At 63.7% G+C, this 23,965-nt stretch carries 25 protein-coding genes; 8 read left to right on the top strand and 17 right to left on the bottom strand.

Features of this window, described 5'->3' with window-relative positions; translation table 11 throughout:
• Nucleotides 1–31 precede the first annotated feature (31 nt).
• The 3 genes from clpA to ACSQ3Z_RS30255 all read right to left on the bottom strand — a co-directional run bounded on the left by clpA (nucleotide 32) and on the right by ACSQ3Z_RS30255 (nucleotide 3,439).
• Nucleotides 32–2,500, bottom strand: a complete 2,469-nt coding sequence (clpA, locus tag ACSQ3Z_RS30265) for an ATP-dependent Clp protease ATP-binding subunit ClpA (protein ID WP_436174894.1) — start codon at nucleotides 2,498–2,500, stop codon at nucleotides 32–34.
• Nucleotides 2,501–2,506: 6 nt separating this feature from the next.
• Nucleotides 2,507–2,872 carry an ATP-dependent Clp protease adapter ClpS gene (gene clpS, locus ACSQ3Z_RS30260; RefSeq protein ID WP_436174893.1) on the bottom strand — a complete coding sequence of 122 codons (366 nt, stop codon included), beginning with the start codon at nucleotides 2,870–2,872 and terminating at the stop codon, nucleotides 2,507–2,509.
• Nucleotides 2,873–3,109: 237 nt separating this feature from the next.
• Nucleotides 3,110–3,439, bottom strand: coding sequence for a phasin family protein (locus tag ACSQ3Z_RS30255; protein ID WP_006205150.1), 330 nt, complete (start codon nucleotides 3,437–3,439; stop codon nucleotides 3,110–3,112).
• A 286-nt stretch (nucleotides 3,440–3,725) separates the two neighbouring features.
• Here ACSQ3Z_RS30255 and ACSQ3Z_RS30250 point away from each other — a divergent pair, with 286 nt between their 5' ends.
• A complete protein-coding gene (locus tag ACSQ3Z_RS30250) occupies nucleotides 3,726–5,120 on the top strand; it encodes an SPOR domain-containing protein (protein ID WP_436174892.1) in 1,395 nt (464 codons plus the stop codon).
• Nucleotides 5,121–5,163: 43 nt separating this feature from the next.
• Here ACSQ3Z_RS30250 and ACSQ3Z_RS30245 read toward each other — a convergent pair whose 3' ends face one another.
• From ACSQ3Z_RS30245 to ACSQ3Z_RS30230, 4 genes are all read right to left on the bottom strand, one after another.
• Nucleotides 5,164–5,862, bottom strand: coding sequence for a DnaJ domain-containing protein (locus tag ACSQ3Z_RS30245; protein ID WP_436174891.1), 699 nt, complete (start codon nucleotides 5,860–5,862; stop codon nucleotides 5,164–5,166).
• The gene (locus ACSQ3Z_RS30240) at nucleotides 5,862–6,593 is read right to left on the bottom strand and encodes a VWA domain-containing protein (RefSeq protein WP_436174890.1); all 732 of its coding nucleotides are present in this window, start codon (nucleotides 6,591–6,593) and stop codon (nucleotides 5,862–5,864) included. The genes ACSQ3Z_RS30245 and ACSQ3Z_RS30240 overlap by 1 nt, the downstream gene beginning before the upstream one ends.
• Nucleotides 6,594–6,694: 101 nt before the next feature.
• Nucleotides 6,695–7,132: a DUF1489 family protein gene (locus ACSQ3Z_RS30235; protein WP_436174889.1), complete on the bottom strand. Its 438-nt coding sequence runs from the start codon at nucleotides 7,130–7,132 to the stop codon at nucleotides 6,695–6,697.
• Between the two features lie 93 nt (nucleotides 7,133–7,225).
• On the bottom strand, nucleotides 7,226–8,629 hold the full coding sequence (locus ACSQ3Z_RS30230; protein ID WP_436174888.1) for an L-serine ammonia-lyase: 1,404 nt from the start codon (nucleotides 8,627–8,629) through the stop codon (nucleotides 7,226–7,228).
• Between the two features lie 181 nt (nucleotides 8,630–8,810).
• Between ACSQ3Z_RS30230 and ACSQ3Z_RS30225 the strand changes: the two genes are divergently transcribed.
• Complete coding sequence (locus tag ACSQ3Z_RS30225; protein ID WP_436174887.1) at nucleotides 8,811–9,530, top strand: DUF599 domain-containing protein; 720 nt, start codon at nucleotides 8,811–8,813, stop codon at nucleotides 9,528–9,530.
• Here the strand turns inward: ACSQ3Z_RS30225 and ACSQ3Z_RS30220 are convergent.
• The 6 genes from ACSQ3Z_RS30220 to ACSQ3Z_RS30195 all read right to left on the bottom strand — a co-directional run bounded on the left by ACSQ3Z_RS30220 (nucleotide 9,503) and on the right by ACSQ3Z_RS30195 (nucleotide 14,192).
• A complete protein-coding gene (locus tag ACSQ3Z_RS30220; RefSeq protein WP_436174886.1) occupies nucleotides 9,503–10,300 on the bottom strand; it encodes a YdcF family protein in 798 nt (265 codons plus the stop codon). The two genes, ACSQ3Z_RS30225 and ACSQ3Z_RS30220, sit on opposite strands and share 28 nt — an antisense overlap.
• 133 nt (nucleotides 10,301–10,433) lie before the next feature.
• Complete coding sequence (locus ACSQ3Z_RS30215; protein WP_436174885.1) at nucleotides 10,434–11,999, bottom strand: amidase; 1,566 nt, start codon at nucleotides 11,997–11,999, stop codon at nucleotides 10,434–10,436.
• The gene (locus tag ACSQ3Z_RS30210) at nucleotides 11,999–12,457 is read right to left on the bottom strand and encodes a GNAT family N-acetyltransferase (RefSeq protein WP_436175189.1); all 459 of its coding nucleotides are present in this window, start codon (nucleotides 12,455–12,457) and stop codon (nucleotides 11,999–12,001) included. The genes ACSQ3Z_RS30215 and ACSQ3Z_RS30210 overlap by 1 nt, the downstream gene beginning before the upstream one ends.
• A 6-nt stretch (nucleotides 12,458–12,463) precedes the next feature.
• Nucleotides 12,464–12,751 (bottom strand): Asp-tRNA(Asn)/Glu-tRNA(Gln) amidotransferase subunit GatC, encoded by a 288-nt coding sequence (gene gatC / locus ACSQ3Z_RS30205; RefSeq protein WP_006202114.1) that lies wholly within the window; start codon nucleotides 12,749–12,751, stop codon nucleotides 12,464–12,466.
• 280 nt (nucleotides 12,752–13,031) lie between these two features.
• Nucleotides 13,032–13,448: a hypothetical protein gene (locus ACSQ3Z_RS30200; protein WP_436174884.1), complete on the bottom strand. Its 417-nt coding sequence runs from the start codon at nucleotides 13,446–13,448 to the stop codon at nucleotides 13,032–13,034.
• A 36-nt stretch (nucleotides 13,449–13,484) separates the two neighbouring features.
• Nucleotides 13,485–14,192, bottom strand: a complete 708-nt coding sequence (locus ACSQ3Z_RS30195) for a metal-dependent hydrolase (protein WP_436174883.1) — start codon at nucleotides 14,190–14,192, stop codon at nucleotides 13,485–13,487.
• Between the two features lie 117 nt (nucleotides 14,193–14,309).
• On the opposite strand from ACSQ3Z_RS30195, the gene ruvX reads away from it, so the two are divergent.
• Nucleotides 14,310–14,816 carry a Holliday junction resolvase RuvX gene (gene ruvX, locus ACSQ3Z_RS30190; RefSeq protein ID WP_436174882.1) on the top strand — a complete coding sequence of 169 codons (507 nt, stop codon included), beginning with the start codon at nucleotides 14,310–14,312 and terminating at the stop codon, nucleotides 14,814–14,816.
• On the opposite strand, the gene ACSQ3Z_RS30185 is transcribed toward ruvX, so the two are convergent.
• The 3 genes from ACSQ3Z_RS30185 to ACSQ3Z_RS30175 form a co-directional block, all read right to left on the bottom strand.
• The gene (locus tag ACSQ3Z_RS30185) at nucleotides 14,734–15,075 is read right to left on the bottom strand and encodes a DUF6105 family protein (RefSeq protein WP_436174881.1); all 342 of its coding nucleotides are present in this window, start codon (nucleotides 15,073–15,075) and stop codon (nucleotides 14,734–14,736) included. The genes ruvX and ACSQ3Z_RS30185 overlap by 83 nt on opposite strands.
• Nucleotides 15,075–15,635 (bottom strand): hypothetical protein, encoded by a 561-nt coding sequence (locus tag ACSQ3Z_RS30180; RefSeq protein WP_436174880.1) that lies wholly within the window; start codon nucleotides 15,633–15,635, stop codon nucleotides 15,075–15,077. Before ACSQ3Z_RS30180 ends, ACSQ3Z_RS30185 begins: the two co-directional genes overlap by 1 nt.
• 157 nt (nucleotides 15,636–15,792) lie before the next feature.
• Nucleotides 15,793–17,421 (bottom strand): DNA alkylation response protein, encoded by a 1,629-nt coding sequence (locus tag ACSQ3Z_RS30175; protein ID WP_436174879.1) that lies wholly within the window; start codon nucleotides 17,419–17,421, stop codon nucleotides 15,793–15,795.
• A 159-nt stretch (nucleotides 17,422–17,580) separates the two neighbouring features.
• Between ACSQ3Z_RS30175 and ACSQ3Z_RS30170 the strand changes: the two genes are divergently transcribed.
• Genes ACSQ3Z_RS30170 through ACSQ3Z_RS30150 form a run of 5 tightly spaced genes read left to right on the top strand, consistent with a single transcriptional unit; the run spans nucleotide 17,581 to nucleotide 22,008 of the window.
• Entirely contained in the window at nucleotides 17,581–18,546 is a 966-nt protein-coding gene (locus tag ACSQ3Z_RS30170) for an aspartate carbamoyltransferase catalytic subunit (protein WP_436174878.1), read from the top strand.
• Complete coding sequence (locus ACSQ3Z_RS30165; RefSeq protein ID WP_436174877.1) at nucleotides 18,543–19,829, top strand: dihydroorotase; 1,287 nt, start codon at nucleotides 18,543–18,545, stop codon at nucleotides 19,827–19,829. The genes ACSQ3Z_RS30170 and ACSQ3Z_RS30165 overlap by 4 nt, the downstream gene beginning before the upstream one ends.
• A 56-nt stretch (nucleotides 19,830–19,885) precedes the next feature.
• Nucleotides 19,886–20,473 carry a glycerol-3-phosphate 1-O-acyltransferase PlsY gene (gene plsY / locus ACSQ3Z_RS30160; protein WP_436174876.1) on the top strand — a complete coding sequence of 196 codons (588 nt, stop codon included), beginning with the start codon at nucleotides 19,886–19,888 and terminating at the stop codon, nucleotides 20,471–20,473.
• Nucleotides 20,470–21,606: a DNA-processing protein DprA gene (dprA, locus tag ACSQ3Z_RS30155; protein WP_436174875.1), complete on the top strand. Its 1,137-nt coding sequence runs from the start codon at nucleotides 20,470–20,472 to the stop codon at nucleotides 21,604–21,606. Before plsY ends, dprA begins: the two co-directional genes overlap by 4 nt.
• 36 nt (nucleotides 21,607–21,642) lie before the next feature.
• Nucleotides 21,643–22,008 (top strand): hypothetical protein, encoded by a 366-nt coding sequence (locus tag ACSQ3Z_RS30150; RefSeq protein ID WP_436174874.1) that lies wholly within the window; start codon nucleotides 21,643–21,645, stop codon nucleotides 22,006–22,008.
• 149 nt (nucleotides 22,009–22,157) lie between these two features.
• On the opposite strand, the gene ACSQ3Z_RS30145 is transcribed toward ACSQ3Z_RS30150, so the two are convergent.
• Complete coding sequence (locus tag ACSQ3Z_RS30145; RefSeq protein WP_436174873.1) at nucleotides 22,158–23,849, bottom strand: DUF7055 domain-containing protein; 1,692 nt, start codon at nucleotides 23,847–23,849, stop codon at nucleotides 22,158–22,160.
• Nucleotides 23,850–23,965 lie beyond the last annotated feature (116 nt).

The following is a 23,965-nucleotide window of genomic DNA, read 5'->3' as shown; positions in this document are numbered from 1 at the left end:
GGGCTTTTTTACTATTTGACTTCAGGGCTTGTCAGCCCTTGCGCGGCAGTTGCGGCACCAGGCTGCGCTTGCCGCCGTCCTTGCCCTTCGGCTCCGGCTTCTGCGCCACCACCTTCTTCGCGGTGGATTTCTTCGCCACGGCCTTGCGTGCCTTCGGCGCCTCGTCCGGCTCTTCCTTCTTCGGCTTCACCGGCGCCTCGTCGGCCAGCGATTCGAGCTTCAGGCCGGTCTCGCCGGTTTCCTTCTTCTCGACGGTGACGCGCACCGTGCCACCCTTCTTCAGCTTGCCGAACAACACTTCATCGGCCAGCGGCTTCTTGATGTGCTCCTGGATGACGCGGCCGAGCGGACGCGCGCCCATGCGCTCGTCATAGCCCTTGTCGGCCAGCCAGGCGATCGCGTCCGGCGACAGGTCGAAGGTAACGCCACGCTCGGAAAGCTGGGCTTCCAGCTGCATGACGAACTTCTGCACCACCTGATGGATGACCGGGACCGGCAGCGAGCCGAACGGGATGATCGCATCGAGACGGTTGCGGAACTCCGGCGTGAACAGGCGGTTGATCGCCTCGACATCATCGCCTTCGCGCTTGGTCGAACCGAAACCGATCGCCGCGCGCTGCGCATCGGATGCGCCCGCATTGGTAGTCATGATCAGGATGACATTGCGGAAGTCGATCTGCTTGCCGTTATGGTCGGTCAGCTTGCCGTGGTCCATGACCTGCAACAGGATGTTGAACAGGTCCGGATGCGCCTTCTCGACCTCGTCGAGCAGCAGCACGCAGTGCGGATGCTGGTCGACGCCATCGGTCAACAGGCCGCCCTGGTCGAAGCCGACATAGCCGGGAGGCGCGCCGATCAGCCGCGAGACGGTGTGGCGTTCCATATATTCCGACATGTCGAAGCGGATCAGCTCGACGCCGAGCGAAGCGGCAAGCTGCTTGGCGACTTCGGTCTTGCCGACGCCGGTCGGACCCGAGAACAGATAAGAGCCGATCGGCTTTTCCGGTTCGCGCAGGCCGGCACGCGCCAGCTTGATCGCCGAGGTCAGCGCGGTGATGGCGGTGTCCTGGCCGTAGACGACGCGCTTCAGCTCGATGTCGAGGCCTTGCAGCACCTTCTCGTCGTCGGCCGAAACCGTCTTCGGCGGGATGCGCGCCATGGTGGCGACCGTCGCTTCGATCTCCTTGATGCCGATGGTCTTCTTGCGCTTGGCCTCCGGCACCAGCATCTGCGAGGCGCCGGTCTCGTCGATGACGTCGATCGCCTTGTCCGGCAGCTTGCGGTCGTTGATGTAGCGCGCCGACAGCTCGACCGAGGCCTTGATCGCCTCGCTCGTGTAGCGGACCTTGTGGAACTCCTCGAAATAGGGCTTGAGGCCCTTCATGATCTCGATGGCGTCCTCGATGGTCGGCTCGTTGACGTCGATCTTCTGGAAGCGCCGCACCAGCGCGCGGTCCTTCTCGAAGAACTGGCGGAACTCCTTGTAGGTGGTCGAGCCGATGCAGCGGATGGCGCCGGTCGACAGCGCCGGCTTCAGAAGGTTCGACGCATCCATGGCGCCGCCCGACGTCGCCCCTGCCCCGATCACGGTGTGGATCTCGTCGATGAACAGCACGGCGCCAGGATAATCCTCGAGCTCCTTGACGACCTGCTTCAGCCGCTCCTCGAAATCGCCGCGATAGCGCGTGCCAGCGAGCAGCGTGCCCATGTCGAGCGCGAAGATGGTGGCGTTGTGCAGCACTTCCGGCACGTCGCCTTCGACGATGCGCTTGGCCAAGCCTTCGGCGATCGCCGTCTTGCCGACGCCGGGATCGCCGACATAGAGCGGGTTGTTCTTGGAGCGGCGGCACAGCACCTGGATGGTGCGGTTGATCTCGCTCTCGCGGCCGATCAGCGGGTCGATCTTGCCGGCCTTGGCCTTGTTGTTGAGGTTGATGCAGTAGGCGGTGAGCGCGTCCTGCTGCTGCTTCTTCTTGCCGTTCTCCTCCTGCGGCTCGGCGCCGTTCGGGCCGCCCTGCTCGTCATCGGCGCCGCGCGGGGTGCGGCTCTCCGAGGCGCCCGGGCGCTTGGCGATACCGTGCGAGATGTAGTTGACCGCGTCGTAGCGGGTCATCTGCTGTTCCTGCAGGAAATAGGCAGCGTGGCTCTCGCGCTCGGCGAAGATGGCGACGAGCACGTTGGCGCCGGATACTTCCTCGCGGCCGGACGACTGCACGTGGATGACGGCGCGCTGGATGACACGCTGGAAACCGGCGGTCGGCTTGGAGTCTTCGTCGTAGCCGGTGACGAGGTTGTCGAGCTCGGTGTCGATATAGGTGAGAACGGTGTGCTTCAGCTCGTCGAGATCGACGTTGCAGGCGCGCATGACGGCGGCCGCCTCGGTGTCGTCGATCAGCGCGAGCAGCAGGTGTTCGAGCGTTGCATATTCATGGTGCCGCTCATTGGCGAGCGTCAGCGCCTGGTGAAGCGCCTTTTCCAGGCCTTGGGAGAAAGCCGGCATGTTACCTCACTTCTTCTCCATCACGCATTGCAGCGGATGCTGATTCTGTCGTGCAAAATCCATGACCTGGGACACTTTGGTCTCGGCCACCTCGAATGTATAGACCCCGCACTCGCCCACTCCATGATTGTGAACATGAAGCATGATGCGTGTGGCGGCTTCGCGGTCCTTCTGGAAAAAACGCTCCAGGACGTGAACCACGAACTCCATGGGCGTGTAGTCGTCGTTGAGGATGAGGACCCGATAAAGGCTGGGCTTCTTGGTCTTGGTTTTGGTGCGCGTGATGACGGCAGTGCCGCGACCGGCCTCGTTGCCGTCATCGTCACTTTGCATCCGCACCACGCCTGCCGTGGCAGTCAAACCGATCGTCACGTAATCCTGCCTCTTTCGAATCCCCATGCGAGTTCGACATGTAGGTGTTCGATGGACGATTTTAAGCCCTTCTGGTTAGCTGACAATATGGCTAGGTGGGCAAACTTGAGCGATTTTGAAAATCGTGAGGACATAAAGCCCCGGAATTGAACCGGGCATGAAAAAACCCGGCCGCGCATCCGCGACCGGGTCTGTCCTGCAGGCCCGCAGGCCGTTTTTCAGTGCCGTCGGGCGAAATTACTTCGCCTTGGCGACGATCGATTCGAACGGCTTGTAAGCTTCCTTGGCGAGCTCCGCATAGAGGTCACCGATCTTGGTGGCTTCGGCGACGAAGCTCTCGTAGCTCTGCTTGGCGTAGTCGGACTGGATCTCGATCGCCTTGTCCAGCGACTTGGCCGAAAACAGCTTCTCGAACGCGGCGCTGCCGGCTTCGAAGCTCTTCTTGGTGTACTCGCCAGCCTCGGTGGCGATCGCCTGCGCACCCTTCGAGAGGGAAGCGAAGCTCTTCAATCCGGTGTCGGCAAACTCTTTGCCGTATTTGCTGAAGTCCTCATAGGTCTGGGTCATTTCACGTTTCCCTTTGGTTGAAACGCCCTTTAGCCCCGGGCGCCCTTGTGCAATGCACGATGAATATATTGTGCGCTGCACAAAAGTCAAGTTTTTGCCTTTTTCGTGGGCGCCGCTGCGCCGGCAATGGCTAAAATTCGAATAAAGGGAGGCTCAAACGCAAAGAAAATGGTGAACGCGGCGGTTACCATAAACGGATTGGTAACGCCGACCGCGATAGTTTGGCCGGAAGCGAGGCAGGTCCCTTTGCCGCCTCCAAGGCAATGAAATTCAAGGGAAGTATTCAGTGCGTCAGGCGTGGTCGGGCTTCGTCTCCAAATCCTCAATCTCCTTCAAGGCGGTCATGATCGTCGCTTTGGCGATGGCGGTCGTCGTCGGCGACGTAGCCTCGTCGATGGCGGCCAAGTCCGCGGCCATCGTCGTCGATGCCAAGACCGGCAAGGTGCTCTATTCGTCCGACGCGAACGGCCGTCGCTACCCAGCATCGCTGACCAAGATGATGACTCTCTATCTGACCTTCGAGGCGCTGGCCAAAGGTCGGATCAGCAAGAATACGCCTGTGCCGTTTTCGGCCCGTGCCGCGGCCGAGCCGCCGACCAAGCTGGGTGTGAAAGCTGGCCGCGCGGTTTCGGTGGAGACGGCCATCCTGTCGATGGTGACCAAGTCGGCCAATGACTCGGCGACCGCGCTCGGCGAACTGCTTGGCGGCAGCGAGCCCGGTTTCGCCCGCATGATGACGGCCAAGGCACGCGCGCTCGGCATGAACGGCACCGTCTTCCGCAACGCCAACGGCCTGCCCGATCCCGGCCAGTTCACCACCGCCCACGACATGGCGATGCTTGGCATAGCGCTCAGGGAGCACTTCCCCCAGTATTACGGCTATTTCTCGCAGCGCTCCTTCCTCTATGGCCGCCAGCGCATCAACGGCCACAACCGCCTGCTCGGCCGCATCAAGGGCGTCGACGGCATCAAGACCGGTTACACCCGCGCCTCCGGCTTCAACCTCGTCTCGTCGGTTTCCGATGGCAATCGCCGCCTCGTCGCCGTCGTCATGGGGGGAAGTTCGGGCCGCAGCCGCGACAACCAGATGGCCTCGCTGATCAATGCCTATATGCCGAGGGCGTCGACCCGCGGCGGCGGCGGCCTGGTCGCCAAGGCCGACGGCGACGGTCCGATCCGCGCGCTGGCCAAGGTGTTCCTGCCGAAGCACGATGCGCCGACGCCGGATGAAAAGCCGGCGGTCGAAGAGGATACGACGGTTGCCTCGGCGGACGACACCGCGCCGGTCGTCGAAGAGACCGCGCCCGTCGTCCAGATCAAAAAGGTCAAGACCGTCGCTGTTGCCGCAGCAACCGAGGTTCCGGCGGCGCAGGTCGTGGCCGCCTATGCCGAGCCTGCGCCTGCAGTCGACCCGGTCAACACCGCCTCGGTGCCGTCGGGCTGGGCGATCCAGGTCGCTTCGTCGCCAAAGCAGTCCGAAGCCCAGGCCTTCCTCGACAAGACGAGCAAGCAGGCGCCCAAGGTCCTGGCCGATGCGGCCGGCTTCACCGTCGCGTTCGACAAGGACGGCGTGACCTATTACCGCGCTCGGTTCGGCGGCTTCGGTTCAAAGAGCGCCGCGTGGAACGCCTGCAGTGCTTTGAAGAAGAAGAAAATCGCGTGCTACGCCGTCCAACAGTAGGACGGTGCTGGATTCTCCCGGGAAATTTCTGCGTCGAAGGAGACTAATTGTGGTTGGAGAGCAAGACGTCCTTGGCTTCATTGATTCGCGCCGCAAGGAACGACGTGCCGCCGATATCGGGGTGCAGGCGCTGCATCAGGCGGCGGTGCGCCTTGCGGACATCCGCCGCGGCGGCCCCCGCTTCAAGACCAAGGATCTTGTAGGCCTCCTCCTTAGTCATGGCGCCCGCACCTGGCGCAACACCCAGCCCTTCGCCACCGTCCGGCTCAGCGTTTTTGCGCCAGACGGGAAACCTGCCGTCAAGATACGTCTCTAGCAACTGGCGGCTCTCGGGATCGCCCGGGAGCTCGCGGTAGAGCTGCTGCAATTCCGCCAGGCCCATCGAGCCAAGCATCTTGCCTTCGTGGCGCCCGGCCAGCACGAGGCCTTCCAGACCGCCGGTCTGGTGATCGAGCTCCATCTCCAGCGCTGCGGTGCGCACAGTCGAACGGTTGCTGGTCGCCGGTTTCGATGTCGGCCGCGCCATCCGCATCGAACCATACCAGGCGGCCGCCCCAACCAGCATCATGCCGCCGATGCTGCTGCGGCCCGCGACAAGCACGGCTGCACCGGCTAGCGCCAGAAGAATCGGCCCCAGCGTCTTCAAGCCGTCCGCAACCTTTGCCGGATCGGCGCGCACGAAGATCGTCATGACGCCAAGAAGCACCAGAACCAGTGCAACAAGTGCGATGATTGCGCCCATCAGCTCCCGCCGCCCCGCAAATGCTCGATCAACAGCCGGTCTCCCGGCCTGCCCCTGGCTTCCAGCGCCTTCAGCCCACCGGTCGCGAACATGGCGACCGCGGAAAGCAGTCCTGCCAGGGTCGCGGCGGCCCGCCGATCAAATCGGAACCAAGCTCCTTTGGACAGCCGCGCGATTTCCTTGAATGCCTTTTCCGCGCCGGAATCATGACCTTCCTGGAAGACGAAGACCGGAACGCCATGCAGACCGAGGCTGGCGGCCTTTTCGGCCAGATCGTCGGGGTTTTCTTCCATCGCGTCGCCGATATAGACAAGGGCATTGACCTTGGCCTTGGCCGTCGCCTTCAGCGCATGGGCGAGCACCTTGCCGATCTGGGTGTTGCCGCTGCGGCATTCGATGCCGGTCATCAGCTGCTTCAAGGCATTGGTGTCGGTGACGAAATCGGACGAGCGGCATTCGCCAAGCCCGCGGAAATAGACCAGTTGGACGCTGAGGCTGCCGACCTTGCCGACGGCGTCGAACATCTCGCCCTGCAGCGCATTCGCCAGATCCCAGGTCGGCTGCCGGCTCATCGTGGCGTCGAGGGACAGGATCAGACGGCCCACACCGGTCGCGGATGCGGCAAGGGTCCTCGCCTGACGTATGAAGGCATCGATCTCGCCGGCGCTTGATTTAGGTTTGACCGGCGCAGTATCGGCCTTTGCGGGCACGGGCTGCTTGTTGTCACTCATGAGATCAAGATGTGGCGCGGCGGCAGCGCTTGCAAGTCCCATCTAGGGCGACATGAAGGGCCAGCACGGCCGGGCAGGAGAAGCGGTTCCAGGATGGCTGATTAAAGCAGGCCGAGTTCGGCCAGTTCGAGCCGCAGTTTCGGCGGCATCTCGGCAAACGCGGCCTTGCCCTTGCCGAGATCAGCGGGCGCATCGGACGGCTTCAGGTAGCGCCAGCCCTGGAAAGCTCGGCGCGGCTGCCAGTCGGTGCGCACGACTTGCGGGTTGAGCATGAGACGGCAGCGGCCGATGCCTTCGTCGTCGGTGAACGGCCGGATCTCGGTGATCAGCTGTCGGCACTGCACATTGCCTTTGATCACCCAGTAGAGCGAGCCGCCATCGGTGACCTCGTCGCCGCGCGTCGGCACCATGCGGGTGGTGTGCCAGTGTTCCGCAGGCTCGCCGGCCCGGCGCCGCTCATCGAGGCGGAAGGCGATCCACTCTTCGAGATCCTCGACGCTGTCGCAGCCGACGCAGAGTTTTAGGAGATTGAGTGCCATCGCCTAAGGTTTAGTCCGGCAGGCGGATGCGTCAACGGCCCTGCCCGACTTCTCCACAGTGCCAGTCCACAGATACCTACTGTGGCAGAGCTCTCAGCATTCCACCACATTGACTGCGAGACCGCCAAGGCTGGTCTCCTTGTATCTCTCGTTCATGTCGAGGCCGGTCTGGCGCATGGTCTCGATCGCCGCGTCGAGCGGCACGAAATGGACGCCGTCGCCCTTGATAGCCAGCGAGGCGGCGGTCACTGCTTTGACCGCACCTAGCGCGTTGCGCTCGATGCAGGGCACCTGAACCAGTCCGCCGACCGGGTCGCAGGTCATGCCGAGATGGTGTTCCAGCGCGATCTCGGCGGCGTTCTCGACCTGCTCTGGCGTGCCGCCCATGACGGCGCAAAGCCCAGCCGCCGCCATCGCTGAGGCCGAACCAACCTCGCCCTGGCAGCCGACCTCGGCGCCCGAGATCGAAGCGTTGGTCTTGATGATGCCGCCGACTGCCGCCGCCGTCAGCAGGAAGTCGCGGATGCTCGGCTGGTCGGCCTCGGGATGGAAATGCAGCCAGTAGCGCAGCACCGCCGGCAGCGTGCCGGCCGCGCCATTGGTCGGCGCGGTGACGACGCGGCCGCCGGCGGCGTTCTCCTCGTTGACCGCCATGGCGTAGATCGACAGCCAGTCATTGGCGAGCAGCGGGTTCGGCCGGTTCTGCTGCCACTGCTCCTGCAACTTGTCGTGGAGCTGCCGTGCGCGGCGGCGCACCTTCAGCCCGCCGGGCATGATGCCATCCTGCGACAGGCCGCGATCAATGCAGCCCTTCATGGCGCTCCAGATGGCGTCGAGGCCGCTGTCGAGCTTCTCGCGCGACATCTGCGTCTCCTCGTTGACGCGCTTCATCTCGGCGATGGAAAGCCCGCTCCTGCCGGCCATCGCCAGCATTTCGACGGCATTCTTGAAGGGGTAAGGCACTTTCTTGCCTTCGGTCGTCACCGAGCCCTTGGCCTTCATCCGCTGCAGCTCTTCGTCGGAAACGACGAAGCCGCCGCCGATCGAATAATAGATGCGTTTGAGCAGCAGGCGGTCGCCGGCATCGTAGGCGTAGAAGGCCATGCCGTTGGCGTGGCCGGTCAGCGGCGTCTTCTTGTCGAGCACCAGATCGGTCGCAGGATCAAAGCGATAGGACGGGTGTCCGGGCGGCGAAACCCGCTTTTCGGCGGCGATGCGGGCGACGATCTCGTCGGCCTGGTCGGGGTCCACCGTCTGCGGTGTTTCGCCAGCCAGCCCCAGCACCACGGCGCGGTCCGAACCGTGGCCGATGCCGGTATAGGCGAGCGAACCGTGCAGGCTGGCAGCGATACGGTCGACCCTGGCGCCGGCCGGGCGTGGCCAGTCGTCTCCCGCGACCTCGTCGAGGAAACGGCGCGCGGCCGTCATCGGCCCCATCGTGTGGGAGCTCGACGGGCCGATGCCGATCTTGAACAGGTCGAAAACCGAAAGGAACACGCGGCGCTGTCTCCTGGTCCTTTGAAACCTGGACCCTTTGAAACCTACATATAGGAATTCTCATGATGTTTCCGCTGTTTTGAAGATCGCGGCGCGGCGCCTGCCGACCTTGTTTGCTCCTGCAGCGACATCGCAGCGCTCGCCCATCGAAGACGCCGCTTTGCTTGTGGTAAAAGGGCACATGGGCGATTCCTTCCATCTGTCGACGGCCGATCTCACGGCGCTGGCCTTATTCCTGATAGTCTGGGTGCTGCATACGCTCGCCTCCGACGGCAGGCTGGTCAGCCGGGTGTCGCTGACGACGGCGATGAACGCGCAACGCGCCGCCTGGATGCGGACCATGGCCGAGCGCGAGATCCGTATCGTCGACACCGCCATTATGAGCGGCCTGCAGCAGGGCACCGCCTTCTTCGCCTCCAGTTCGCTGATCGCGCTCGGTGGCTGTTTTGCCCTGCTTGGCGCCTCCGACCAGGTCCTGACCGTGCTGAGCGACTTGCCGTTGAGTACGACCTCATCGCGCACGGCGTTCCAGATGAAAGTCTTCGGCCTGGTGCTGATCCTCGCCTTCGCCTTTTTCAAATTCGGCTGGGCCTACCGCCTGTTCAACTACTGCTCGATCCTGATTGGAGCTGTGCCGATCCCGCATGGCGAGGCCGCGCGAAATCCGGTCAGCCAGACGGCGGTGTGGCGTGCGACGCGCATGAACATGCTGGCCGGAAAGCACTTCAATTCCGGCCTGCGCGCCGTGTTCTTCTCGATCGGCTATCTCGGCTGGTTCGTCGACCCGATCGTGTTCGTGCTGTCGACGCTGCTGTTGCTTGCGGTGCTGGTGCGCCGCCAGTTCTTCTCCGCCGCCAGACAGGCGGTGATCGGTCAGCCGCCGGGAGCCGGAAACGGCTGATCGATCCGGCCCGACAGCCAATAGGCAATGAGGCCGATCCATTCACGGATGGCCATGGTGGTGACCTGCAGCGAATCGGCCGGATTGTCGCGGAACAGACCGATGCCTTCCCTGCCCGAGGTGCGGTAGTCGACCGGCCATGGAATGGTCGCGAAGCCGGCCTTGTCGAACAGCGCCTTGGCGCGCGGCATGTGGAAGGCCGAGGTCACCAGCAGCCAGGTCTCGCCCGGCTTCGGCGTCACCAATTGCCTGGTGAAGACGGCATTCTCGTAGGTGTTGCGGGATTTGGTCTCGAGGATCAGGCGATCGGGCGCGACGCTGAGCGCGCCAAGCAGGCGGGGTGCAGTGTCGGCATCGCCCTCGCCTTCGAGGAAAAGCTCGCCATTGCCGCCCGAGACGACCACTTTCGCCTCGGGAAAACGGCGGGCCAGGATCGCGGTCTCGACCATGCGATCGCCGCCGGAATTCAGCTCGTAGCCGCCGCGCACCAGGTTGATGGCGCTCTCGAAGCCGCCGCCGAGCACGACGATCCCGTCGACCTTTTGCGGCAGCGGCGGCTTGGGAAAGCGCTCCTCAAGCGGATTGAGCAGCATGGCGCCGAGCGAGGTCCATACCGCCACGGCGAGGATCAGGAAGGCCAGCACGCTGCCGGTGGCGAACAGTTTTCGGCGGCCGAGCAAGGCGGCGAGCAATCCGGCCAGCAGCAGGAAGATCGCCAGGTTGAGCGGTTGAATGAAGAACCAGAAAATCTTGGAAAGATAGAAGAACATCCCTCACCCCATTACAGCGCCGCGCGTCCCTGGGCGCGCAAAGGACGCTGTAACACTTTGATTTTGCGCATTATCCTTTCCGAAAATCGATTCCGATTTTCGGAAAGGATAATGCGCTAGATGAGAGACGATCCTACCACCACTTCTCCGGCTGAAATGTGCCGGCCGCCTGCTCGATGACATGGGCGGTCTGGAACAGGGTTTCCTCGTCGAAGGGCCGGCCGATCAGCTGCAGGCCGAGCGGCAAGCCCTTGGCGTCGAGGCCAGCGGGCACGGCGATACCCGGCAGGCCGGCCATGTTGACCGTCACGGTGAAGATGTCGTTGAGATACATCTTGACCGGATCGGAGGCCATGTCCTCGTCGGCGACGCCGAAGGCGGCCGACGGCGTCGCCGGGGTCAGGATGACATCGACGCCGGCCGCGAAGACGTTCTCGAAGTCGCGCTTGATCAGGGTGCGCACCTTCTGCGCCTGCAGATAGTAAGCGTCGTAGTAGCCGGCCGACAGCACATAGGTGCCGATCATGATGCGGCGCTTGACCTCGCGGCCGAAGCCGGCGGCGCGGGTCTTCTCATACATGTCGATGATGTCCTTGCCCGGCACGCGCAGGCCGTAGCGGACCCCATCATAGCGGGCGAGGTTGGACGAGGCTTCGGCGGGCGCGACGATGTAATAGGCCGGCAGGGCGTATTTGGTGTGCGGCAACGAGATGTCGACGATCTCGGCGCCGGCATCCTTCAGCCAGGCAATGCCCTTCTGCCAGAGCGCCTCGATGTCTTCGGGCATGCCGTCAACGCGGTATTCCTTGGGAATGCCGACCTTCATGCCCTTGATCGGCTTGCCGATCGCCGCCTCGTAGTCCGGCACCGGACGGTCGACCGAGGTGGTGTCCTTCGGGTCGACGGAGGCCATCGACTTCAACAGGATCGCGGCGTCGCGCACGTCGCGGGCAATCGGCCCGGCCTGGTCGAGCGAGGAAGCAAAGGCGGCGATGCCCCAGCGCGAGCAGCGGCCATAGGTCGGCTTGATGCCAACCGTGCCAGTGAAGGCGGCGGGCTGGCGGATCGAGCCGCCGGTATCGGTCGCCGTGGCGCCGGCGCAGAGGAAGGCCGACACAGCCGACGCCGAGCCGCCCGACGAGCCGCCGGGCACGAGCTGGGCGTTGTCGAGCGTGCGCGCGGTCTTGGTGCCGCCGGCCGAGACAAAGCCGCCGTCGCCCTGATGCGTGGTCGGCATCACCACCGTGTCGAGGCGCGAACGCCGCCACGGGTTGATGACCGGGCCATAATAGGAGGTCTCGTTGGAGGAGCCCATGGCGAATTCGTCCATGTTGAGCTTGCCCAGCATGACGGCGCCGTCGGCCCACAGATTGGCGGTGACGGTCGATTCGTAGCGCGGCTTGAAGCCGTCCAGCACGTGGCTGCAGGCCTGGGTGTGGACACCTTCGGTGCCGAACAGGTCCTTGATGCCGAGCGGGATGCCTTCCAGCGCGCCGGCCTCGCCCTTGGCGAGTTTGGCGTCGGAGGCCTTGGCCATATCGCGCGCCTTGTCGCCGGTCACGGTGATATAGGCATTGAGCGCCGGATTGGCGCGCTCGATCGCCGAGAGGTAGGCCTCGGTGATCTCGGCCGCGGTAATCTCCTTGCCGCGCAGCTTGGCGCGGGCCTGCGAAATCGTCAGGTGGGTCAGGTCGCTCATCAGGCAAGGCTCTTTTCGTAAAACACCGACCACTCGGAATCGGGATAATCCAGCACGGGACCGCAGCGCGAGAAGCCGGCACGTTCGTAAACGGCCCAGGCGGCGGGATGGCGATCGCCGGTTTCCAGCACCAGGCGCTTCAAGCCTTCGCTGCGCGCCAGCGCCTCGACCCGCTCGACGATCCTGGCGCCGATCTTGCGGCCGCGATGCGAGGGCCGTGTGTACATGCGCTTGACCTCGCCGACCGAGCCGTCATGACGCTTCAGCGCGCCGCAGCCGATGGCCAGGCCGTTGTCGCGGGCGATGAAGACGCTCGTGTCCTCGCCGGCCATCTGCTCGACAGTCAAATGGTAGCAATGCTCCGGCGGCGTCAGCTCGAGCAGCGTCGTGTTGAGCTCCTCGACCAGGGTGCGCACGTCGTCCTGCAGCGGCGTCTCGATGGCGATCTCGACTGCCACCGCCACCTACTCCACCACCTTGGGAACGAGGAAGAAATTCTCATCGGTCGCCGGCGCATTGGCAACGATGTCAGTGGCCTTGCTGCCGTCGGTGACGACGTCCTGCCGCTTCTTCATCTCCATCGGCGTGACCGACGTCATCGGCTCGACGCCGGAGACGTCGACCTCGTTCAACTGTTCGACGAAGCCAAGGATGGCGTTCAACTCGCCGGTCATGCGCTCGGCGTCCTCCTCGCTCACCGCAATGCGGGCAAGGTGCGCGACGCGCTTCACTGTCTGAAGATCAACGGACATTTCTGTTGCCTCGGGAAAACCAGCGCTATAGCGGCGCGGCGCGTGCCGCGCAACATGCATCGTGCCGGGATCTGCCGGCCTCGAACGGCTAAACCGCCGGGACGGCCCGGGACCTGGGCGGCGCAGCGGAACGGACAGTTCGAAAAAGACGCCGTTCCAGGATTGTCACGGGCTTACGCAGCTCCACGCATCATTGCGCCTTTTTTCCACGCCGTTCACGCCAACTGTTTGTTTGCGCAACTCCGGACGGAAAACCCCCGCGTACTTTCCTGGAACTGCACTAAGGCAAAGCCACGCCGTCGCACAGCACATAACTGCCGCCATTGCCGGCCTGCTCGCTTTCGTCGACGACCGGGCGGACCGACACCAGGTCGATTTGCGTCGGGCTCATTTGCGTGACCGAAAGGACATCCGGAAAGACAAAGCCCGGCTCCTGGCAAATGGCCGTCACCGCCCAGCTCGGCGAGAGCGTTGCCTTGGTGACCTGAAGGAATTCGCAATTGTATTCGACGCTTTGCAGGCCGTGGGCCGACAGCACGATGTTGCCGGCGTCGATCACGCTCTGCAGCGTCTCCTTCTTGGCCTTGGCGCAGAGTTCCTCAGACTGGAGATAGACCCCCTCGATGAAATCGTCGGCCGCCGGCGCCGGAGATGCGGCGACCAACATCGAAACGCAAAGAGTCTGTCTCAACGCCATGGTTTCATTCCATTTTTCTAGAGTGCGACGGTCTTCCTAGAGAGTGATGGTCTGGCCGATCCCCGGCAACGCCACGTCCACGCCGGATCCCTCCATTCCCGCAACGAATTTCTCCGCCGTCTGGTCGATGATCGGAAACGTGCCAAAATGGCAGGGAACGACCGTATCGAAGCGAAAAAAGCGCCGGCAGGCAAGGGCTGCTACCGCGCCGCCCGTGGTGAAGCGGTCGCCGACCGGCACGATGCCGATCTTCGGCTCGTGCAATTCGTTGATCAGCGCCATGTCGGAGAAGATGTCGGTGTCGCCCATATGGTAGAGCGTCTTTTCTTCGGGAAAATGCAGGACGAGCCCGCCCGGATTGCCGAGATAGGTTTTTTGACCGCCCTCGCCGCCAAACGACGAGGAGTGCAGGGCCTGGACGAAGGTGGTGGTGAAGGCGCCGCAATCGACGGTGCCGCCGATGTTGCCGGGGTTGATCTTGTCGCCGCTGGCGCCCTTGCCGACGAGGTACATGCAGATCTCGTAGTTGGCGACCAGCATGGCGCCGCTTTTCTTGAGCACTTCCAGCGCGCCGCTGACATGATCGTTGTGGCCGTGGGTCAGCAGCACATGGGTGACCCCTTCCGCCGGCCCTTCCCAGCCGCCCGTCCAGGACGGATTGCCGACCAGATAGGGGTCGATGAGGATATTGGCGTCCGCCGTTTCGATGCGGAATGCCGAATGTCCATACCAGGTCAGTTTCATCAGTCGTGTTCCTCGATTTTTGCTGCGCCGGAAGATAGAACGCCTCCTGCAGAATGAAAGTGCCATAGTGTCATTGCCGGTCAAAAGAGCGTGTCACGCTCCATCGAAGGAAAACCGTTGGGGATCATAGCGATCGAGGAATTGCCGGCACGGCTTGCCGGCGGCAGGACACTGGCCGGGCTCGACCTCGGCGACAAGACGATAGGCGTGGCGGTTTCCGACCGCGGCCTGTCCTTCGCTCACCCGCGCCCTGTCATCCTGCGACGGAAATTCTCGCTCGATGCAGCCCTGCTGCTCACCCAGTTGCAGAAAGACAATGTCGGCGCGATCGCGCTCGGCCTGCCGGTCAACATGGACGGGTCGGAAGGTCCGCGTGCCCAGAAATCGCGTGCCTTCGTCCGCAACATGGCTGGCCTGTCCGACCTGCCTTTCGTGCTCTGGGACGAGAGGCTGTCGACGGTGGCGGCCGAGCGGACGCTGATCGAGATGGATTTCTCGCGCAAGAAGCGCGCCGGCAAGATCGATTCGGCGGCGGCCGCCTTTATTCTGCAGGGAGTCCTTGACCGGCTTCAGGCGCTCGGCTCATCCGCTCCGGCGGAACCGGATTCATCCAGCGGTTCCTGATCCAGGCGGCAATGTTGCGGCGGCGGCGAAACGCCCACAGCGCCATCAGCAGGAAGCCGTCGAAGACGCAGGTTTTGGCCACCATGCCAGGAATGATCGCCGGATCGATGCCCAGCATCTGGCCGTAGAGTTGGAACACCAGGTCATGCAACTGACGGCTCAGCATCACATAGCCGAAATTGATGTCGTTGAGCGACAGATAGAACCAGCCCCAGAACAGGGCCATGGGGGCCGCCCAAAGTGCGAACAAAGTGCGCATCAGCGGCCATCCCCATGCTTCGTGTCCGATCGACCGGAAATACGGTTGAGCAAGGAACTGTGCGCCGCCCCCCTCGCCATGACGTTGGCTCTGGCACGGATCTCGCTCTCGGCGGCAACCGTCGTGGCCAACGCCGACCGCCGCTCCGCCAGCACCGCAACATAGGATGCCAGCAGCGCCGTCAGTTGCACGGCAATGACCATGAACAGCCCGTCGATGCCTTGCGCGGCGCCGCCGACCAGGATCAGCGACAAGACGCCGGACGCCGATATGAAGGCGATGCGTACGACGATGTCGGTGGCATCGGGATTTGCCGCGATGTTGATCAGGGTCTCGACGAAGGCCCAGCAGAACAGCACCGCCACGACCAGCAGTGCGATGGCCAAAGGCGCGACGACGACGGCGTTCTCGAGACCGGCTAAGCGGGTATTCCCGACGGCCACGCCCAGCACGCCGAGAGCGCCGGCGACACCGCGGTTGCCGTCGATGCAGATGAAGGCCAGCAGTGCGAAAACGATCGCCCAGTGCAAGGCCAGAAAAGAGGTCAGTACGTGCCGCATGGCGTTCCTGCTTCGCGAGCACAGGCGGCTTATGGTTAACCAATCCTTGCTCCGTCAGGACTGTGGGCTCTGCGGCCGGCCACCGCAACGGAAACCATTTGTTAAGGTTAACCGCCATCCACAGGGCAAGGCGAACCGCGAAAAGCCCGCGTCGAGACTAGTTCACCGGTGGATAGAGCGTGTCGATGATCATGCGCGCATCGTGGCGCGAATCGAGCATGCCGTAGGTGTTGCGCCACTGGCCGGCGAGCCGCGTCTCGACGAAGGCATCGGCGATCCGCCCTGCCCCCAGCCGCCGAAGCTCGGCCGCCGCCGCCGACAGCGCCAGCTGCTCGGTGAGCAGGCGGGCCGACCCCTCGTCTGTCGCCGCCACCTGCATCGCCGCCTTGAGCACGCCTATGGTGCCTCGACCGCCGGCGCCGAGGTCGCGGTCGATGCCGGCCAGAACCTCCTCGAACAGGCCTGGCGCGCGGCCGAGCACGCGCAGCACGTCGAGCGCCATGACATTGCCGGAGCCTTCCCAGATCGCATTGACCGGCGCCTCGCGGTAGTAGCGGGCCAGCGGCGCCTCCTCGACATAACCATTGCCGCCGAGGCATTCCATCGTCTCGTAGAGCAGCGGCGGTGCGATCTTGCAAACCCAGTATTTGACGACCGGCGTCATGGCGCGGGCGAAGGCCGCCTCGCCCCGATCGCTGGCCGCTTCGTCGAACGAGCGCGCCAGCCGGAACGACAGCGCCGTGGCGGCGGCAACGTCGAGCGCCATGTCGGCCAGCACGCGCTGCATCAGCGGCTGGTCGATCAGGTTGGCGCCGAACACCTGGCGGTGACGGATATGATGGACGGCCTCCGCGAGGCCCGCCCGCATGATCGCCGAGGAGGCGACGGCGCAGTCGAGCCTGGTCAGCGTCACCATATCCATGATCGTCTTCACCCCTGCCCCGGGTTCGCCGACCATCTCGCCGATGGCGTTGACGAACTCCACTTCCGACGAGGCGTTGGAGCGGTTGCCGAGCTTGTCCTTCAGCCGCTGGAAGCGGAAGCCGTTGCCCGATCCGTCGCCGAGGATGCGCGGGACGAGAAAGCAGGAAAGACCTTCCGGCGCCTGTCCGAGCACCAGGAAGGCGTCCGACATCGGCGCCGACATGAACCATTTGTGGCCGGTCAGGCGATAGAAGCCGCTACCGGCGCGCTCAGCCCTGGTGACGTTGGCGCGCACATCGGTGCCGCCCTGCTTCTCGGTCATGCCCATGCCGAGCGTCAGCCCGGTCTTTTCAACCGGCGGCTTCTGGCTCTGGTCATATTTGCGCGTCGTCACCCGCGGCGCCCATTCGCGGAACAGCTTTGGGCTTGCCATCAGCGCTGCCAGCGAAGCGCTGGTCATGGTGATCGGGCAAAGGTGGCCGGTTTCGAGCTCGGCGGTGATGTAGAAGCGGGCGGCGCGCACCTGGTGGCGGCGGCCGATCTCGGCGTCGCCATTTTCCCAGACCGAGGAATGCAGTCCGTTGGCGACGGAACGGCGCATCAGCGCATGGTAGGCGGGATGGAACTCGACCAGATCGACGCGCCGGCCCTGGCGATCGTGGGTCCTGAGCTTCGGTGTCTCGACATTGGCAAGCCGGGCCAGTTCCTGTGCTTCCTGCGTCAGCACGAAACGGCCAAGCCCATCGAGATCCTTGCGCACCGGATCGGAAAAGCGCTCGGCAAGCTGGATCAGCAACGGATCGCCCCGCCAGGCGTTGCCGCCCGTCAGCGGCGGCGGCTGGTTGGTCACGTCGTCGGTCACGCTTTGTCCTTGTCATCGAAGGTCGGTCGAATCCGAAGCCATCGGCGGGTTATAGCCCAAGCCGCGCAAGGCGCGCGACGAAAATACCGGGGAGAAAGGCCGCAATCCAAAGCCGGTGCTTGCAGCAGGGAATTCTGCACCCTATAGCAGCGCCTTGAGATGACCGACGCTTCGTCCCTGCCGCTCTATCCCCACCGCCATCTTCTGGGCATCCGCGATCTTTCCCCCGCCGATATCGAGCTTTTGCTCGACCGGGCGGACCGGGCCGTCGCCATTTCGCGGCAGCCGGAGAAAAAGGCCTCGACGCTGCGCGGCCGTACCCAGATCAACCTCTTCTACGAAGCCTCGACCCGCACTCAATCGTCGTTCGAGCTTGCGGGAAAAAGGCTCGGCGCCGACGTCATGAACATGTCGGTGGCGAGTTCCTCGGTGAAGAAGGGCGAGACGCTGATCGACACGGCGATGACGCTGAACGCCATGCGCCCCGACATATTGATCATCCGCCACCAGTCGGCGGGGGCGGCGGCACTTCTGGCGCAGAAGGTCGGCTGCTCGGTGGTCAATGCCGGCGACGGCGCGCATGAACATCCGACGCAGGCGCTGCTCGACGCGCTGACCATCCGCCGTGCCAAGGGACCGCTGTCGAAGCTGATCGTGGCAATCTGCGGCGACATCCTGCATTCGCGCGTGGCGCGTTCCAACATCATGCTCTTGAACGCGCTGGGTGCCCAGGTGCGCGTCGTGGCACCCTCGACGCTGCTGCCGTCAGGCATCGAGAGAATGGGCGTGATCGTCGCCCGCTCGATGGCAGAAGGACTGAAGGACGCCGACGTGGTGATGATGCTGCGCCTGCAGCGCGAGCGGATGGAAGGCGCCTTCGTGCCTTCGATCCGCGAGTACTTCCGCTATTTCGGCCTTGATGCCGAAAAGCTGAAGGCGGCCAAGGACGGCGCTCTGGTCATGCATCCGGGGCCGATGAACCGCGGCGTCGAGATCGCCTCGGAAATCGCCGACGGTCCGCAGAGCGTCATCCAGGAGCAGGTTGAAATGGGTGTCGCCGTGCGCATGGCGGTGATGGAAGCTTTGCTCGACCCGCGCCGCAACCATGAGGGGCGCGGCGCATGACGACAACGGTCTTCAGCAAGGCGCATATCGTCGACCCGTCGCGTGGTGTCGACGAGATCGGCACCGTCATAGTCGAGGGCCGCAAGATCGTTGCTGCCGGCAAGGCCGCCCTGAACCAGGGCATGCCGGAGGGCGCCATCGTCGTCGACTGCGCCGGCAAAGCGGTCATCCCTGGCCTGATCGACGCCCGCGTCTTCATCGGCGAACCTGGCGGCGAGCACCGCGAGACGATTGCCTCGGCAAGTGTCGCCGCGGCGGCTGGCGGCGTCACCTCCATCGTGATGATGCCCGATACCGATCCGGTGATCGACAATGTCGCTTTGGTAGAGTTTGTGCTGCGCACCGCCAAGGACACGGCCGTGGTCAACATCTTCCCGGCGGCGGCGATCACCAAGGGTCTTGCCGGCCGCGAGATGACCGAATTCGGTCTGTTGCGCGAAGCCGGCGCGGTCGCCTTCACCGACGGGCGCCACACCATTTCAAGCGCCTTGGTGATGCGCCGGGCGCTGACCTATGCGCGCGATTTCGGCGGTGTCATCGCCCATGAGACCCAGGATGCCGACCTCGCCTCGGCAGGCGTCATGAATGAAGGCCTCTACGCAAGCTGGCTTGGCTTGGCCGGCATTCCCCGCGAGGCCGAATCGATCCCGCTGGAGCGCGACCTGGCGCTGGCGCGGCTGACGCGTGGCGCCTATCACGCGGCCAAGATCTCGACGGCGATGGCGGCGGAAGCGGTGACGCGGGCGAAGGCCGACGGCGCCAATGTCACGGCGGGCGTTTCGATCCACAATCTGTCGCTCAACGAGAACGATGTCGGCGAATACCGCACCTTCTTCCGGCTGACGCCGCCGTTGCGGGCCGAGGAAGACCGGCTGGCGATGATCGAGGCGGTCAAGGACGGCACTATCGACATTATCGTCTCCTCGCACGATCCGCAGGACGTCGACACCAAACGCCTGCCCTTCGCCGATGCGGCGGCCGGCGCAATTGGCCTGGAGACGCTGCTGGGCGCGGCACTCAGACTCTACCACAATGGCGATGTGCCGCTGCTGCGGCTGATCGAGACGCTGTCCACCGCGCCGGCAAGACTGTTCGGCCTGCCCGGCGGCACGCTGAAGCCTGGCGCCGTCGCCGACCTGGCGGTCATCGACCTTGACGAGCCGTGGATCGTCAGCGAAAGCGGCATCCGCTCGCGCTCGAAGAACACCTGTTTCGAAGGCGCGCGGCTGCAGGGCAAGGTCTTGCAAACGATGGTGGCGGGCCGCACAGTGTTTTCGGCCTAGATCGGCCACGGCGCATTGCGCTATTCCGATCGGTTGGGGAAACGCGGGGGGAAACAATGGGTTACGGCGTCATCCTGGCATTGCTGTTCGGCTATCTGCTCGGCTCGATTCCCTTCGGCCTCTTGGTCACCCGTGCCGCCGGCCTCGGCGATGTGCGCAAGATTGGCTCCGGCAATATCGGCGCCACCAATGTGCTGCGCACGGGCAATAAGGGGCTCGCCGCGGCGACGCTGTTGCTCGACGCGCTGAAGGGTACGGCAGCGGTGCTGATCGCTGCCCGCTTCGGGCCGGACTTCGGGCTCTGGGCCGGCTTTGGTGCCTTTCTCGGCCATCTGTTCCCGGCCTGGCTGGGCTTCAAGGGCGGCAAGGGCATCGCCACCTATCTCGGCGTGCTGATCGGGCTGGCCTGGCAAGTGGCGCTGATCTTCGCCGTCGTGTGGCTCGCAGTCGCCTTCCTGTTCCGCTACTCCTCGCTGGCGGCACTGGTGGCCGCCGTGGTCGTGCCGATCGCGCTCTATTTCCTGAGCACGCCCGAGATTGCCGGGCTGTTCGCGGTGATGAGCCTGATCGCCATCACAAAACACCGCGCCAACATTTCGCGGCTGCTTGCCGGCACCGAGGGCAAGATCGGAGCCAAGGGGTGAGCAAGCCTGCCGTCGGGCCGCGCCTCAGCGACCGGCAGCGGCTGAGCTGGCTTCGCCTGATCCGCACACCGAATGTCGGCCCGGCCTCCTTCCGCCAGCTCATCAACCGTTTCGGCTCGGCCGAGGCAGCGCTCGAGATGCTGCCCGAGCTGATGATCTCCGGCGGCGCCAGCCGCATTGCCCGCATTCCTTCGGTCGCCGAGGCCGAAGCGGAACTGGAGGCGGCCGGCCAGGCCGGCGCCCGCTTCGTCGGCATCGGCGAGGCCGACTATCCACCCTTGCTGAAAAACATGGACAACCCGCCGCCGCTGCTCGCCGTGAAAGGCGAGGCCGCGGTGTTCCGCCTGCCGGCGGTCGCCATCGTCGGCGCCCGCAACGCCTCGCTTGCCGGCATCAAGATGGCACGGATGCTGGCAGCGGATCTTGGCCGCGACGGCTACGCGATCGTCTCCGGGCTGGCGCGCGGTATCGACACATCGGCGCATCAGGGCAGCATAGCAACGGGAACGATCGGCGTGCTGGCCGGCGGGCTCGACCTGCCCTACCCACCCGAAAATGCCGGTCTCTGCAACGAGATCGCCGAGCGCGGCGGCGCCATCATTTCGGAAATGCCGTTCGGCTGGCAGCCGCGCGCGCAGGATTTTCCACGCCGCAACCGGCTCGTGGCCGGCGCTGCGCTCGGGCTGGTCGTGATCGAAGCAGCGCAACGCTCGGGATCGCTGATCAGCGCCAGGCTGGCCGGCGAGATGGGCCGGCTGGTCTTTGCCGTGCCCGGCTCGCCGCTCGATCCGCGCGCCGCCGGCTCCAATGGCCTGCTCAAGGACGGTGCCACGCTCGTTACCGAAGCGGCCGACATCGCAAGCGCGATCGCGCCGCTCGCCGGCACCCGGCCGCCAAGGACGGCGCCGCTTGCCGAGCCGCCCGAACTGTCGGCAACGCCGCCGCCCGGCGAGGACGAGCGTGCCGGTGTGCTCGAAGTGCTCGGCCCGACGCCGGTCGCGGTGGACGAGGTCATCCGCCATACCGGCCTTAGCGCCGCGCAGGTTTCCATGGTGCTGCTGGAGCTCGACCTCGCCGGCCGGCTGGAGCGCCACGCCGGCGGCAATGTCTCGCTGGTTTTCGCAGGGGCTTGACGTTTGGAGCCAACCGCCGGCGAAGGGTCGAAGCAAATGCTGTTTACGCGCACGGCCGCTCTTGTCTGGGCGGGGCTGAGCGTTGTGCTGGCCCTGCAATGGTCCATGGAACTCAGCATGGTAGGTTTTCCGGACGGTTACATAACCCCTTTTGCAACAGCCACCCGCCCGCTTCTGGGCATTCTGACGGCGGCCTGCATGGCTCAGGGTCTCTATTTCATGTTTACCGTCCTGTTCGGCAAGACGATGAAAGCCATCACTCTCGGCCTGCAAATCCTGGTTGCCGCGATCCTTACGGTGGCGCCCGTGCTCATCGTGAAGGATTGTCCGCGTTCCAACACATGCAGCACGGCCTATGAGGCGTTCACCAACACAATGATGGATGACGGCGCTGGCGGCTAGACCTTGTGCGAGCGCGGCGCCTTGCGCGTCCGGCTCGTCCCCGCGAATGTAGGAATGTGAGCACCTTCAGGGTCCAGCTGCTGTGCAACCGGCTAAACATTATTCTTGTCGGCAATGCATTTGCCGTAAGCGCGAAACCGTGAATCGACTCAGTCGTAGATGTTGGCAAATAGATCAATGTCACTGCCCGCCTTGAAGTGTCCGGCGTAGGAACCTGTCGGCAGCAGCAATGCTTCGCCTGAGCTGGCTTGCAATGTCAGGGTTCTTGATCCGGTCTCAAGGTGAAATGGCGGATGAAGCACGGCGCCGTCAATTTCGACCGATCCTTGCAAGGGCGTCCCGGTTGCGCTGTAGAGCGCATAGCTTCCGGCAATCGGGACATCGAAAAACTTCTTCTCACCGGGATTAAGGCGACAGCCAGCGATCCTGAGATTTGGGGCGACGCTGACGTAACTGTTCGCAATCAGAGGCGCGACCACGGGATAGATATTGTCCATCCGGTAAGACCACAGGATCATCTTCGGCGGAGACTTGCTAAAGACATTGTAGGCCTCGGAATTCCTGCCTTCCCGCAAGGTCGCGAATATAGAGTGCCTGTCGAGCCACAAAATCGTCGGCTCCTGCCGATTGGGCAACATCCCGATACCGTCGAAATAACGCTCATCGGGTGCGAGTAACGACTCTGCACGCGCGACCAGTTCAAGTTGGGCCGCATTGTTGTCAGTGCGTAGATAAATGACATTGCTCACGTAGCTTATGGCCATGCTTGTGATCAGTGCCACCCATGCAAGGCGCAGGTAACGCGCGTGGGTTGCGATGCCGTCGAGCAGTGTCAGCGACCACAGTGACATGAATGGCAGAGCCATAATGAACACGTAGGGCCACGGCTGGTCGTGCGCGAAAACCAGCACGGTGATGACGACAGTGAAGATCAACGCAACTCGCCTTCGTTCATCGAGTTTCGTGATCTGCATCAGAGACAGAGCCATGCCGGCGAAACAGAGGACATAAAGGACGTAGTTCCGCAGGAGCGTCTGCAGCACGAAGCGCCTCAGCCCCCCGTATTCACCGCCCCCACGCGTCGCTACCTCGACCGGACCGAATACGAGGTTCTTGGCAATGGGAACAGGGTCGCTGCCGCCGAAGATGAAGCAATAGGCAATTATCGGAACAGTCCATCCAAGCACGAGCCATGCCCCGCGCACTGCACCTGTCGCGTAGCGTCTGTTCAAAGATGCGTCAGCGACCAAGCCAAGCCCAAGCGCAACATTGAAATAGACTGATTTCTGAGTCGCGAGGAAAGCCAAGCCGCTTATGACGCCGGCGATAACAAGCTGCGGTCCTGTCAATGCACGTGCGCGCAGGATGACCAGCAGCGCCGCCACAGCGAAGAACACCGCCAGTGGTTCGGCGATGGTTCGAAAGACGCGCTCCATGAAATTCGAGAAGCACAGGAGGATGAGGACGATTGCCATGGCGCGGACGTGGTTTTCGCCAAGAGCGCGAGCGCATGCGTAGACGGAAGCGATGGTCCCGCAAGCCAGCAATGCGGTCTGCATGCGGCCTGCAAGCAGAATCGACGTGGCATCCCAGCCGATCAGGTGGGCAATCTCGTAAAAAACTGCATAACCGACCGCCTTGGCATGCCAGATCGTAACGAACAGGCCGCTGGAGAAATATTTGGCCCATCCGAGTTGGACGAATTCGTCCATGACGAAGCGGCTATTGTACGCGAGGACGAATAGAATGACGATCTTTATAGCGACGGCGGTATTTATAAATGCAGTTGCAATTCTGGGTAACGCCTCATCATTACCTGATCGCCCCGCTTCTATTTTCATTGAATCTGCGATGCCAAATTCTTTGCAGCCACGGCGAGCCTGATCGTTGTAGAAGGCGCATTGTGCACATGAAATGCGCGCTCACAAGGCAGCTCGCGGTAATTGCATTAGCTGTT

This window comes from Mesorhizobium sp. LjNodule214 (genome assembly GCF_964252735.1).
GTDB lineage: Bacteria > Pseudomonadota > Alphaproteobacteria > Rhizobiales > Rhizobiaceae > Mesorhizobium.
This window is presented reverse-complemented; position numbering and strand designations above follow the sequence as displayed.

Coding starts and splice junctions, on each gene's coding strand:
- clpA (WP_436174894.1), bottom strand. CDS start 2,500: ATGCCGGCTTTCTCCCAAGGCCTGGAAAAGGCGCTTCACCAGGCGCTG.
- ACSQ3Z_RS30255 (WP_006205150.1), bottom strand. CDS start 3,439: ATGACCCAGACCTATGAGGACTTCAGCAAATACGGCAAAGAGTTTGCC.
- ACSQ3Z_RS30245 (WP_436174891.1), bottom strand. CDS start 5,862: ATGGGCGCAATCATCGCACTTGTTGCACTGGTTCTGGTGCTTCTTGGC.
- ACSQ3Z_RS30240 (WP_436174890.1), bottom strand. CDS start 6,593: ATGAGTGACAACAAGCAGCCCGTGCCCGCAAAGGCCGATACTGCGCCG.
- ACSQ3Z_RS30235 (WP_436174889.1), bottom strand. CDS start 7,132: ATGGCACTCAATCTCCTAAAACTCTGCGTCGGCTGCGACAGCGTCGAG.
- ACSQ3Z_RS30225 (WP_436174887.1), top strand. CDS start 8,811: ATGGGCGATTCCTTCCATCTGTCGACGGCCGATCTCACGGCGCTGGCC.
- ACSQ3Z_RS30220 (WP_436174886.1), bottom strand. CDS start 10,300: ATGTTCTTCTATCTTTCCAAGATTTTCTGGTTCTTCATTCAACCGCTC.
- ACSQ3Z_RS30215 (WP_436174885.1), bottom strand. CDS start 11,999: ATGAGCGACCTGACCCACCTGACGATTTCGCAGGCCCGCGCCAAGCTG.
- gatC (WP_006202114.1), bottom strand. CDS start 12,751: ATGTCCGTTGATCTTCAGACAGTGAAGCGCGTCGCGCACCTTGCCCGC.
- ACSQ3Z_RS30200 (WP_436174884.1), bottom strand. CDS start 13,448: ATGGCGTTGAGACAGACTCTTTGCGTTTCGATGTTGGTCGCCGCATCT.
- ACSQ3Z_RS30195 (WP_436174883.1), bottom strand. CDS start 14,192: ATGAAACTGACCTGGTATGGACATTCGGCATTCCGCATCGAAACGGCG.
- ACSQ3Z_RS30185 (WP_436174881.1), bottom strand. CDS start 15,075: ATGCGCACTTTGTTCGCACTTTGGGCGGCCCCCATGGCCCTGTTCTGG.
- ACSQ3Z_RS30180 (WP_436174880.1), bottom strand. CDS start 15,635: ATGCGGCACGTACTGACCTCTTTTCTGGCCTTGCACTGGGCGATCGTT.
- ACSQ3Z_RS30170 (WP_436174878.1), top strand. CDS start 17,581: ATGACCGACGCTTCGTCCCTGCCGCTCTATCCCCACCGCCATCTTCTG.
- ACSQ3Z_RS30165 (WP_436174877.1), top strand. CDS start 18,543: ATGACGACAACGGTCTTCAGCAAGGCGCATATCGTCGACCCGTCGCGT.
- plsY (WP_436174876.1), top strand. CDS start 19,886: ATGGGTTACGGCGTCATCCTGGCATTGCTGTTCGGCTATCTGCTCGGC.
- ACSQ3Z_RS30150 (WP_436174874.1), top strand. CDS start 21,643: ATGCTGTTTACGCGCACGGCCGCTCTTGTCTGGGCGGGGCTGAGCGTT.
- ACSQ3Z_RS30145 (WP_436174873.1), bottom strand. CDS start 23,849: ATGAAAATAGAAGCGGGGCGATCAGGTAATGATGAGGCGTTACCCAGA.